Genomic DNA, 12191 nt, shown 5'->3' on the forward strand with positions numbered 1-12191 from the left:
AATAGGCTGTTACCGTGAAATCGTTAGATTTAGCCTCCACTATTCTTAAATTCCCTCACATTTATGAAGACTATTACTGCGTTGCTGCTCGGCGCCACTCTCCTCTTCACCTCTACCTCTTCGAAAGCCCCCGATGCCTGGGTGCCTCTGCTGGACAAGAACTTGAGCAAGTGGCGCAACTATGAAAGCTACCGGCACCAAGTCGGCTATAAAGGCAAGCAGCCCCTCGATGCCCAAGGCAAGCCCATAGCTCCTATCGGCTACGACAAAAACGAGGCAAACGTGTTTTCGGTGGTGATGCAGGACGGTGAGCCGGTACTGCGCATCAGCGGCGAAATCTACGGCTGCGTCTTCACCAAGCAAGATTTCAGCAACTACGACCTGAAGCTGAAGGTGAAATGGGGCACCAAAAAGTGGGTACCCCGCCTCGATGAGCCCCTGGACAGCGGCATCCTCTACAACAGCCAGGGCGAGTGCGGCGTGGACTACTGGCGCAGCTGGATGCTCAGCCAGGAGTTTCAAGTATCGGAATACGCTGCTGGCAACGCCATGGGCGACTTCTGGTGCATTGCCAACTCATCGGCCGACATCCGGGCCACGAAGGCGCCAGGGCAGGAAGCTTACAAGTACGACCCCAAGGCCGCGCCCGTGAAAATGGGCAGCGGCGGCGCCAACTTCTGCCAAGCCGCCGCCAATTACGAAGTACCCAACGGCCAATGGAACGAGTTGGAGTTGATTAACGTCAACGGCAAAAGCGTGCACATTGTGAATGGCCATGTGGTACTGGCCGTGGACAACTCGCGCTACGTGGTCAACGGGCAGCCACAGCCGCTCACGCACGGCAAAATTCAGTTGCAAAGCGAGGCCGCCGAAGTGTTCTACAAAGGCATTATGATCAAGGAAATCGACGCCATGCCCGCCCAATACGCGCAGTACTTTAAGTAGAATTCATTAAACACAGAAAGCCACTAGCGGCGGCAAGGGTAAGCATACCCCTACCGCCGCTAGTGGCTTTCTGTGTTGTAGGTACGCATCGGGCATAGTGTAGCGTCTCGACAGTGTATTGGCGCGCAAGTGCACCACAGATGGACCCACTACACGAGTTATTGCAACCCCGCCAGTACCTGCTGAATTGCTGGAAACAATGGCCGGGCTGCAACCTCTGGCTGCGCGCACTGCTGTTGCAAATTCCGAAGGGCTTGTACCGTAGCGGAGGTATCTGGCTCGGCGCAGTGCGTCAGCAAATCGTCGAGCAGGCAGGCGAAGGCCCGCACCTCCAGGCGCTGCAAGGACTGGGCCGTTTCTGGCTGGTCGGGAGTGAAGAAACAAGCGGCCCCGAAGTCGCCGAGCAGGCACTGGCCGTCATCGGTGGTTAGGATATTGTGAGCGTACAAGTCGCCGTGCATAATGCCGCGGCTGTGCAAATGCTGGGTAGCACTGGCAATACCGCGGGCAACGCGCAGTATCATTTCCAGGGAGAAACTGGTGCCAGTTGCATATACGTCGCGGGTGCAGGAAGCTAAGCTGGGCGGGCCGCCTAGGTTGCGAAACTCGGGCGCTATCAGTTGCAGCACCAGCCCGTCGGTGCCCTCGGGATGGTTGCTGATTTTGCCTTCCACCGCAATCAGGTTGGGGTGCGTGCCAGCACTCAGACAGGCGGCCATTTCGCTGCCGGGTAGGCCGTCGCTGGTGCGGGCCCCTTTGAAGAGCTTGACGGCAACCGGCTGCAGATTGACCTCCGAGCGTTGCCACTGCGCCTGATAAATAACACCCGACGCGCCTTCGCCTAACTTCTGCTGTACCTCGAGGCTGCTCCATTCTATGGTGCGGGCAGCGGCAGATGCTACTGCCGATGCTTCGGCCGGGGCGCTGAACGGGTTGCCCGCGTACGCCAGCCACGACAGCCGGGGCAGGGCAAGCAGCCACGCCGGCAAGGCCGTGAATTGGTTGTCGGCGATGCGCAATAGCTCTAGGTTGGTGCAGGCTTGCATGGTTTCGGGCAGATGCCGAAGCTGGTTGCCGGCCAGCATCAGCTTTTGCATGGCCGTGCAGGCGCCTATTTCCGCGGGTAGTTCGCGCAGTTGGTTGTCGGTGAGAATTAGCCAGCGCAAAGCCGGGGTCAGGGCCGCGGCAGGCAACGTATGAATTTGGTTGGCTTTAAAGCCTACCATGCTCAGCTGCGGGCACTGACCAAGCACTTCGGGCACGGTAGTGAACTGATTGTCGGAGCAGAACAGCACCCGCAGCTTGTGCAGCCGGGGCAGGTCGGCAGGCAGTTCCGACAGCGCATTGCCCGATAGATTAAGGATTTCCAGGGAGTCGGCTAGGTCGAATATCTCGGCAGGAAATTCGGTGAGGCCACAAGACAAGTCGAGGCGTTGGACACCGGCTAGCTGCCCGGCGCGGAGCTGTTCAAGAGTATGCATCGGGCAAAGGTAGGACCAGCAGCGCAGCTCTGGCAGCAAAACAAAGCGCCACAGCTCTGCATTTAAACAAGATCAGGTGAGTTGACGTCCAACGCAGCGTGCTGCTCCTAACCCATCTGGAAAAACGCGTGGCCGCCAGCTGGAAGTGAAGCGCAACGCATCCCGCCACCAGCAAACTGCGTTGACGCAAGCACGATTGGCTTTTCTCTTCTGTATTTCGATTCCATGAGATTAACTAACTCCGAACTGGCCTTTGTGCTGGGCCGCCTGCTAGTGGGCGTGGCTTTTCTAGCGCATTTCTTGGTGCGGCTGCCCAAGCTGGCCGCGTTTCAAGCGGGCATCGTAAAGCAGTTTGCTGTCTCTATGCTACCCGAAGTGCTGGTGCGGCCGTTTGCGGCGGTGTTGCCGTTTGTGGAAGGCGGCATTGGCTTGCTGCTGATTATCGGCCTATTTACTCGACCTGCCCTGGCGGCCGCTATGCTGCTGATGACGGCGCTGGTATTCGGCAGTAGCATGCTGGAGCAGTGGGACACGGTGGGCACGCAGCTGGTATACGGGCTGTTTCTTTTCGCGCTTCTCTTGCATTGCCACCACAACCGCCTATGCCTCGACCGTACGGCCGGGTAGAATTGCGCTCCGGCATAGCTGAAACAAGTTGATCTAGCCCGCGAGGAGAGCCGGCAAAGTTGCCGAACTTGCGCCTCTATGAAGCAACTGATTGACCTTACGACCTGGCCCCGCCGCGAGCATTTCACTTTCTTTTCCGCCTTCGACGAACCCTTTTTTGGTTTAGTAGTCGATGTAGATTGCACCCAGGCACAAGCCGCCGCCAAGCAGTCGGGGGTTTCGTTTTTCCTGTATTACCTGCACTGCGCACTGCAAGCCGCCAACGAAGTAGAAGAGTTTCGCTACCGCATCGAGCAGGGCCAAGTGTACCGCTACGACCGGATCCACGCCTCCGCCACCCTCGGCCGCCCCGACCGCACCTTCAGCTTCTCCTTTATCGAGCAGCGGGATAGCCTGGCCGATTTCGTGGTAGGCGCTAACGCGGAAATCGACGCGACGCAGAACAGCACCGGCCTGCGCCTAAGCGAGCAAACCGCCCGGCCCGATGTCATCCATTTCTCGGCTATTCCGTGGGTGCGTTTCACGGGCCTCACCCACGCCCGCAGCTTCCAACACCCCGACAGTTCCCCCAAAATTTCGGTGGGCCAAACCTACCAGGACGGTGCCATTACACGAATGCCAGTATCCGTGAATCTGCACCACGGCTTAGGCGACGGGTATCATGTGGGGTTGTTTCTGGAAGCCTTCCAGCGCCGCCTAAACTTCACCACGTAGCGCAGTTCGCAGCCGGCAAATACAGAGTTGGATCGAACAGCTTACACAAACAAGTCAGCTACCTTTCCGCTTCCCCTCGTCTGTCATCCTGAGCTTGCGAAGGACCTTCTCCCACCGGCACGAGTCGTTGGTATGCCAGTTGTTCTAGTGTGAGAAGATCCTTCGCAAGCTCAGGATGACAGACGAGGTGGGGCGTTATTTAGCAACATCAAGCGAGATGCTGCGGCTACGCTTCTGCATGACGTTCTTCTCTAGGCTACAGAGCGCCGGATACTAACAACTAATTAGTTGCGCATAGAGCCGGGCCAGGGTGTCGGCGGGGTCTTGGCAGAGGCCGGGGTGCACGGGCGAGGTTTGCACAATGGTGCTGCGCGTGGCAGTGAGCCAGCGGAAGCGGGAGGCAACGGGCAACTGCCCAATAACACCGCCCTCTCTGCGGCCCGCGCAAATCCGCTCGAAAGCGCGCAGCCGCTCGTGCAGCTCCGGCAAGTCTAAGTCGGCGGCAAAGGCGAGCAGCCGCGCTTCGTTTAGCTCGAACTTGGTTTGCAGAAACCCTTGCCCGGCGCAATACAAAATGACTCCAACATTCAGAAACTCTTCGCGTTCCACCCGAGGCATGACGCGAATCACGGCATACTCAAACAAGTGCTTTTCTGGCATGCTGCGCGGCATTAACAAAGATTTCGGACGCCGCGAGGCGGGTCTCTAAAAACTGAACATACGCTTGGCGGTGCTCCTCCACCGAGGCAAATGGCGAATCGCCGGTCAGCCACTCGTCGGGAATCAACGCCACAATATCCCGGATCCGCTCCGGTGTGAGAATGGCGCGGTATTCGGCATCGACAGCCTCTAGCTCGGTGGCTTGGGGCAGCAGCACATGATCTTTGACTTGGGCGAATGGGCGGCGGGCCTGTTCTGCCACATCGGACCATGCATGATGGAAGTAGAACGCCGCGCCGTGGTCGATTAGCCACAGCTCCTTGTGCCACATCAGCATGTTGGTGTTGCGCGGGGTGCGGTCAACGTTGGTAACCAGGCAATCTAGCCACACAATTTGGGACGCCAGCTTGGGCTCCACGGTGGTCACCAGCGCATCGAAGGTAATGGCCCCGGACAGGTAGTGCAGGGCCAGGTTGAGGCCTTCGCTGGCACGCAGCAAATCCTGAATTTCCTCGTCGGGCTCGGTGCGGCCAAAGGCTTCGTCGAGGGTGATGAATACGATTTCGGGCACCCGCAGGCCGAGTGCGCGCGCCAACTCGCCAGCCAGGAGTTCGGCAATCAGTGCCTTGGCGCCTTGCCCGGCGCCCCGGAATTTGAGCACGTACAGGAACCCGTCTTCGGCCTCTACCAAGCCCGGCAAAGAGCCGCCCTCGCGCAACGGTTTCACATACCGCGTCACCTCCACGGTGCGCAGTTCAGGTGGACTATACTTCATGGCGCGAAATTCAACATTTATTTTTCTTACGCCTGGTGATAGGTCAGCAATTGCAAAGCCGCCGTTAGATTAAAAGGACGGGCATGCCGCCGATTCATTATGGTTAAAAGGGACGGTCATGCTGAGCGCAGCCGAAGCATCTCGCTCGAGTCGTTGAATTTAGTGTTGCAATGTCAGCACGCGAGATGCTTCGACTGCGCTCAGTATGACGTTCTGGTTGGTGTTAGCTACGGCAGCACGGTCAGCACGCGAGATGCTTCGACAAGAGGAAACTACATCAAGCATACAAGTAGTGTCAGTTCCTTTTATTGGTGGCCCGGGCCGTAGAGGATCTGGCCGGCGCGGCGCTTGGTGTGCTGGCCTTCGCGGACGGTGAGTTGGCCGTTGACCAGCACGTAACGCATGCCCACGCTGTACTGGTGCGGCTGCGTAAACGTGGACCGCTCGGCTACTTCTTTGGGGTCGAACACCACTAGGTCGGCGGCGAGGCCGGGGCGTAGAAGGCCTCGGTCGGTGAGGCCGAAGGTTTGGGCGGGCAGCGAGGTCATGCGGCGGACAGCTTCTTCCAAACTGATGACGTGCAGCTCGCGCACGTAGTGGCCGAGCACCCGGGCGTTGGAGCCGTAGCCGCGCGGGTGCGGCACCCCCTCTTGCCATACCCGAATGCTGGCGTCGGAGGCCACCATGTTGAAGGGGTAGCGCATGATTTGCTGCACATCGGGCTCCCCCATGCCATGAAATACCATGCCCGCATCGTGCTGGAGCACCAAATCCAGAATGGTCGTTACTTCGGCGCGAGCCTTGTGCGGACGGTTCATGCGCTGGTTGATGGCCTCGATGCTGAGGCCGTTGTAGCTCGGGTTGGGCGGGAAGCTGGCTACCACGGCGTAGGCGAAGTGGCGCAGCTTCTTTTGGCGCAGGCGCTTGAGCATGGCCTCCTCCACGGCTGCCCGCACTTTCGGGCGGGCCAGCCGAGCTTGGAGCGAGTCGCGGCCATCGGCCTGCACAGCGTCGGGGAGCAGGGTGCTTAGGGAAGTGGAACTGGCGGTGTAGGGGTATTGGTCGATGGTGACTTCCTGGCCGTTTTGGCGGGCCGTTTCCAGGAGTGCCAGCAGGTCGGCGGCGTGGCCCCAATTCTGCTGGCCACCTAGTTTGAGGTGCGAAATTTCCACCGGCAGGTTGGCTTCGCGCCCGATTAGCAAGGCCTCCTGAATGGCCTGTTTCACACTGTCGCTTTCGTTGCGCATGTGGGTGGCATAGAGGCCACGGTAGCGGGCGGCCATGCGCGCTAGGCGTACCAGCTCAGGCGTGCGGGTGTAGGTGCCTGGTATGTAAATCAGCCCCGACGACATGCCCACGGCCCCGGCCTGCATGGCTTGTTCCACCAAGGCTTCCATTTGCCCTAGCTCCGCTTCGGTGGGGCCGCGGTTGGCGCGGCCCATTACAGCTTTGCGCACTGAGCCGTGCCCAATTAGCGAAGCCACGTTTACGGAAAGATGCAGGCTGTCGAGGAAGGTGAAATAGCGGCGCAGGTCGGGGCGCGAGGAACCGCAGTTGCCGGTGATAACCGTTGTTACGCCGTCGTAGATAAAGTTGTCGGCGGTGGGCTGGCGTACTTCATCGTCTTCGATGTGGGTGTGCACGTCGATGAAGCCGGGCGCCACCATCAGGCCGCGGGCATCGAGGACGGTATCAGCAGGATAGTTTTTGGGGAGTCGGCCCACGGCCAGAATGCGGCCCGCTTGCACGGCCACGTCGGCGTAGAACCAGGCATTGCCAGTGCCATCGAGCACGCGGCCATTGCGGATAAGCAAGTCGGCGCGCTGCTGCGCAGTGCTCGGCTGCGCCAAAAGCACTGCTCCTATCCATATTATTACTACACGCCACATAGCCAGCCAGAATTGATGGAGTTTCACCACGGGACATTTTATCCCTGTTGGAAATATAGCATGGCTTCAGGCTTTATAAGTCTGCACACAGATGTAGAGACGCCATACTTGACGTCTCGTCGTTGCTGAGGTTGTTTAGCCTGCATAGATTGGTTGCTCGAACCAATCGTTCAACGACGAGACGCCAAGTATGGCGTCTCTACACCTGTTCTTGTAGTACCAACCCTGACATTGTCCTTCCGACGAAGGAGGAATCTGGGTATCACCGTTGAATGGTTTAACTCAGATTCCTCCTTCGTCGGAATGACAGCGCTCTGCTCTAGTTAGATAGGCTTGATGCTACGAGCTGCACGAAAGCGTTGCGCAGCCGGGTTTGTCACTGGCCCAGGCGGGGCGCTTGGCGGCGAGGTCGTCGTGCTCGGGCTGCTCGTCGTAGGGGGTTTTGAGTACTTGCATCAACCGGTTCAGGAACGATAGGTCGCCGGCTTCTGCAGCCTCAATGGCTTGCTGCGCGAGGTAGTTGCGCAGCACGTACTTGGGGTTCGCGCGCAGCATCGTTTCCCGAATAGCGTCCGCGCCAACAAATTCTTGCCGTAGCCGGCTGCTGTAGCGGTGGAGCCAGTCGAGCAGGGGTTGCTGCTGGCCCCCTAGCTCGGGGTAGCCCGCGGCCGCCAACAATTCCTGAAACAACCCATCCTCGTTGCCAGGGTTAGTCACCAAGTCATAGGCTACGTGAGAAAGGCGGCGGAAGAAGATGGTCATGTCCACCTGCGACTCGGCCAGGGCTTCGTGCAGGCTCTCGACGAGGGCGCGGTCTTCTTCCTCGGCTTGCGTGGTCAGGCCGAGCTTGCGCAGCATCATCTGGTGTTGCGTGTCGGCCATGGTGGTGCGGTATTGTTCGAGGCCCTGGTTCAAGCCCTCCACATTCTCGACGATTGGGGCCAGCGCCCGCGCCAACTGGTATAGGTTCCAGAGGCCAACGTGCGGCTGCTGACCGAAAGCGTACCGCCGCGAGCCAAAGTCGGTGGTGTTAGGCGTCCAGTCGGGGTCGTAGGGTTCCAGCCAGCCATACGGGCCGTAGTCGATGGTGAGGCCGAGAATGGACATGTTATCGGTGTTCATCACGCCGTGCACAAAGCCCACCGACATCCAGTGCGCAATCATGACGGCGGTGCGGCGGCATACTTCCTCGAACCAGCGCAGGTACACTTCCGGCCCTGGCTCCCCAAGCTCGGGGTAATGGTGGCGAATCACGTAATCGGCTATGGCGCGCAGGTTGTCCATTTCGCCGGTGGCCGTCATGATCTGGAAGTTGCCGAACCGAATAAAGGTCGGGGCCACGCGGGCCACCACGGCGCCGGGCTCGGGGCGAGGGTTGCCGTTGTAGAACATGTCGCGCACCACAATGTCGCCGGTGGCCACCAAGCTCAAAGCCCGGGTGGTAGGCACGCCGAGGTAGTACATGGCTTCGCTGCAAAGAAACTCCCGCAACGAGGAGCGCAATACGGCCCGGCCATCGGCCCGGCGCGAGTACGGCGTGGGGCCGGCGCCTTTCAGCTGAATTTCCCAGGTGGAATTGTCGGTGGCCGTTACCTCGCCCAGCGAAATAGCCCGCCCGTCGCCGAGTTGGCCGGCCCAGCTACCAAACTGGTGCCCGCCGTACCGGGCCGCAAAAGGCTTCATGGTATCCGTGACGCGGTTGCCGGCCAGCGCCTCCACGGCCGGGCCACGCTCTGGCGGCCGGTGCAGCCCCAGATACGAGCCCAAGTCATCGGACCAGGCCAGTAGATGCGGATCGGGTACGGGCGTGGGTTCCACGCGGGAGTAGTGGTAGCCCGGCACTTGGCGCGGCCGTTTATCGGGGGCTACTTCGCCGCGCAGCTCCTCCACGAAAGAGTTGTGAAACGTAACTTGCTCTAGAGGTTCAACGTGTGTGGCCATAACTCAAGGGCAATTAGGGTGCTTGATGGGAGAGAGTGATTTCAGGTCGCCGCGGGCAGTGCGCGGCAAGTTGGCTAACGCTGATTAGGCGCGCATGTTTCCGGTTCTTCACCTTAGCGTCATAAAATCAAAAAAGGCTCTGGCAATAGCTGCTGAGCCTTTTTGCTGTAGCGTTGAGCTTATCGAACGAGCAAGCTCAACGCTTGAAAATGGTAGGTGAGGCTGTGATTGTGGTAGCTATTTAGACGAAGTGCACACTCGCATCACTGTAAGACCGTCCTGCTTGACCTAGCGTCCGCTTGAAGAAGCAGCTCATGTGCCGATGTTGTCCTAACTCACCAAATTTCCTGTCATGCTGAGCGAAGCCGGAGGCGAAGTCGAAGCATCTCGCGTGCTGATGTTGTGCTACTATTGTCATGCTGAGCGCAGCCGAAGCATTTCGCTCGACTCGTTGGGCAAGCGTTAGAGTTTACCACACTAGCGAGATGCTTCGGCTTCGTTGCACTGCGCTCAGCATGACGGGTACTTTAGCAACGTCAGCACGCGAGATGCTTCGACTGCGCTCAGCATGACAATACCGCTACAATGTCACCTGTGTAACAACTATATCGTCAAGACGACTACAGCATACCAGTTAAGGTTCCATCTTGAAGTACCTCCTATGGCAGCTTCATTTTGTAGAGCCGAAACGGGTACTGCACTCGGTCCTGGCCGTTGTTCCACTTGGGCGTGCGCTCGATTTGGGCGGCGGTGAGGTAGAGGTAGCCGTCGGGGCCGAGGCCGAACGAGTCGGGCCAAAGCAGGCGCGGGTCGCGGGCTACGGTTTCGAAACGGCCCTCGGGCGTGACACGGCGCACGGCGTGGTTGGGCGAATCGGTGAGGTAGACGTTGCCCTTGGCATCGGCTATCATGCCGTGCGAAATGCCGGTTTCGCCTACTTCTTCTACGCGGGCGGCTACCTCGGTGGGCTTGAGGGCAGCATTGCGCAATGCTTCGGTTTCGATGCGGTAGAGTTTGGTTTGGTTGATGGCGCGGTAGTACAGGTACTTGAAGTCGTGGGTGAGGGCAATACCGTTGACGTTGCTGCTGAAGGGTTTACCGGCTTTGTCGCGCACTTCCTTGCCGTCGATGCGCAACACGAAGCCCGGCGCCGCAGCCGTCGATTTGTGGCCCTGGAGTTGAAGGCGGCTCTTACCCGTGCGCAGGTCGAGCACCACCAGCGCGGCCAGTTTGGGGTCGGAAAGGTACGCCACTTGGTTGCGCGTGTCCACCTGCACGTCGTTGAGGCCGGACCGCTCGCGCGGCAAGTCGTCGAACCGGTAGATGCGCTCTACTTTGTTGGTGGCGAGGTTGATTTTCAGCAGCTTGATGCCCGCCAACATCGGCGGCTCATCGGCGGGATTGGCCGGGTCGAGCACCCACAGCGCATCGGTCTGGTCCACAAACAGCGCCTGCACATTCACGAACCGGCTGGTAGCTTGCAGCGAGTCCCACTGGTTCCACTCCGCGTTTGGGTAGGGCTGCCGCTTGCCGTTCACGATTTCTGCTAGGCCATAGTCGTAGTCGGTCTTGCGCTTTGGAAACGTAACGAAGATGCGCCCCTTTTGCGACACCGCTAACCCGATGGGCTGGTGCCGTCCGAATTCGGCAACCTCGATTACCGGCGTTTCTGTGTTTTGCGCGAAGGCAGCGTGGCCGGCCAGAGTCAAAAGCAGCAGGAAGAAGTATTTCACAGTGAGAAGTAGTCAATGGGTATGGTTGGCCGGGGTACGGCCCAAAGCTTGCGCTACATTTAGCGCGCAATACAATGCGTGTGCAAGCAGCGTGAAATGCAGACTTGGTGCTTTATCGTACGCTTGAGGTCCAGCTAGGTTAAGTGCTTGTTCACAACCTTCCCGGCAACGGTTAGTTGGAACAAGCAGCCTCTACCCTACTGCTCATGCGCCTTTCGTTGCTTTTGCTGCTTTTCTTATCGAGTTTCTATTTTGCTGCGGCCCAAACTCCACCACCCCGGTTTACCACCATAGGCCGCATCATCCGCCAAGCGCCCGGCCTAGACCAGCTACTGGCGCCTGATGCCCGCATCGAGATTGTAGCGGCCGGGCTCGGCCACACCGAAGGGCCCGTGTGGGTACCCGACAGCAGCATGCTGCTTTTCACCGATGCGCCCACCCGCACCGTGTACCGGTGGTCGGCAACGGGTGGGCTAAGTAAGTTTCTGGAGCACACCGGCTATACCGGCCGCATGCCCTACGGCAAAGAGCCCGGCTCGAACGGCCTCGCCCTCGACGGCCGCGGCAACCTACTCATCTGTGACCACGGCGACCGGCGACTGGCCCTACTGCCCCTGGGCGGCAAAAGCGGCAAACGCACCCTCACCGACAACTTCGAGGGCAAGCGCTACAACAGCCCCAACGACGTGGTCGTGCATCCTACCAACCGCAGTATCTACTTCACCGATCCGCCCTACGGCTTACCCCAGCAAACCCAAGATGTGGCCAACCGCGAGCTACCCGTTTGCGGCGTGTACCGCCTAGCGCCCGACGGCAAAGTGTCGCAGGAAATCAAGGAACTGGCGTTGCCCAACGGTCTTGCTTTCAGCCCCGACGGGCGCACCCTCTACGTTTCGCAATCCGACTCCTTGCGCCCGCTCATCATGGCCTACGACGTGCGCGCCAACGGCCAGCTAGGCAAAGGGCGCGTGTTCTTCGACATGAGCAAGCTCGACCGGCCACGGCCCAAAGAAACTCCTGATGGGTTGAAAACCGACCGCAACGGCAACGTATGGGCGGCCGGCTTCGGTGGAATAGTAGTGGTGTCGGCGCGGGGGCAGCACCTGGGCACCATCGATACGGGTGAGGTGGTATCTAACTGCGCCTGGGGCGACGACGGCCGCACCCTCTATATTGCCTCCGGCAGCTTTCTATGTCGCGTGCAAACCTTGGTTCAAGGCTTTTGAAACCTACAACCTTCCGCAAGATGGCTATATAGAGGAGGCATCGAAACAACCTAGACCGTAGAAGGTTCTTCTAGCAAGTCTAGCGGGCGCGTTTCTGAATTGCTCGTATATGCATTGCCAATGCCGTTGCGTTTAAGCTGAACGCAGCAACCAACACTTCGGCTTAGGCCTCTGATGCCTTCTGCTGGCAGGCTAGACAA

At 59.2% G+C, this 12191-nt stretch carries 10 protein-coding genes; 4 read left to right on the forward strand and 6 right to left on the reverse strand.

Annotated elements, in window-relative coordinates; all coding sequences use genetic code 11:
* Positions 1-63 precede the first annotated feature (63 nt).
* On the forward strand, positions 64-945 hold the full coding sequence (locus tag P1X16_RS11820) for a DUF1080 domain-containing protein (RefSeq protein WP_277229039.1): 882 nt from the start codon (positions 64-66) through the stop codon (positions 943-945).
* 158 nt (positions 946-1103) lie between these two features.
* Here P1X16_RS11820 and P1X16_RS11825 read toward each other — a convergent pair whose 3' ends face one another.
* Positions 1104-2426: a leucine-rich repeat-containing protein kinase family protein gene (locus P1X16_RS11825; protein WP_277229041.1), complete on the reverse strand. Its 1323-nt coding sequence runs from the start codon at positions 2424-2426 to the stop codon at positions 1104-1106.
* A 225-nt stretch (positions 2427-2651) separates the two neighbouring features.
* Between P1X16_RS11825 and P1X16_RS11830 the strand changes: the two genes are divergently transcribed.
* Both P1X16_RS11830 and P1X16_RS11835 read left to right on the forward strand, forming a co-directional pair.
* Positions 2652-3053, forward strand: coding sequence for a MauE/DoxX family redox-associated membrane protein (locus tag P1X16_RS11830; RefSeq protein ID WP_277229043.1), 402 nt, complete (start codon positions 2652-2654; stop codon positions 3051-3053).
* Between the two features lie 78 nt (positions 3054-3131).
* On the forward strand, positions 3132-3767 hold the full coding sequence (locus tag P1X16_RS11835; protein ID WP_277229045.1) for a chloramphenicol acetyltransferase: 636 nt from the start codon (positions 3132-3134) through the stop codon (positions 3765-3767).
* 273 nt (positions 3768-4040) lie between these two features.
* On the opposite strand, the gene P1X16_RS11840 is transcribed toward P1X16_RS11835, so the two are convergent.
* From P1X16_RS11840 to P1X16_RS11860, 5 genes are all read right to left on the reverse strand, one after another.
* Positions 4041-4427 (reverse strand): DUF3037 domain-containing protein, encoded by a 387-nt coding sequence (locus P1X16_RS11840; protein WP_277229047.1) that lies wholly within the window; start codon positions 4425-4427, stop codon positions 4041-4043.
* Positions 4405-5202, reverse strand: coding sequence for a HipA family kinase (locus P1X16_RS11845; RefSeq protein WP_277229049.1), 798 nt, complete (start codon positions 5200-5202; stop codon positions 4405-4407). The genes P1X16_RS11840 and P1X16_RS11845 overlap by 23 nt, the downstream gene beginning before the upstream one ends.
* Before the next feature lie 305 nt (positions 5203-5507).
* Positions 5508-7118, reverse strand: coding sequence for a D-aminoacylase (locus P1X16_RS11850; protein ID WP_277229051.1), 1611 nt, complete (start codon positions 7116-7118; stop codon positions 5508-5510).
* 312 nt (positions 7119-7430) lie between these two features.
* Positions 7431-9032: a protein adenylyltransferase SelO gene (locus P1X16_RS11855; protein ID WP_277229053.1), complete on the reverse strand. Its 1602-nt coding sequence runs from the start codon at positions 9030-9032 to the stop codon at positions 7431-7433.
* A 659-nt stretch (positions 9033-9691) separates the two neighbouring features.
* Entirely contained in the window at positions 9692-10765 is a 1074-nt protein-coding gene (locus tag P1X16_RS11860; protein WP_277229055.1) for an L-dopachrome tautomerase-related protein, read from the reverse strand.
* Positions 10766-10971: 206 nt separating this feature from the next.
* Here P1X16_RS11860 and P1X16_RS11865 point away from each other — a divergent pair, with 206 nt between their 5' ends.
* Positions 10972-11991 (forward strand): SMP-30/gluconolactonase/LRE family protein, encoded by a 1020-nt coding sequence (locus P1X16_RS11865; RefSeq protein ID WP_277229057.1) that lies wholly within the window; start codon positions 10972-10974, stop codon positions 11989-11991.
* Positions 11992-12191: the final 200 nt, after the last annotated feature.

Origin of the sequence: Hymenobacter sp. YC55 (genome assembly GCF_029433095.1) — a bacterium.
Taxonomy (GTDB): domain Bacteria; phylum Bacteroidota; class Bacteroidia; order Cytophagales; family Hymenobacteraceae; genus Hymenobacter.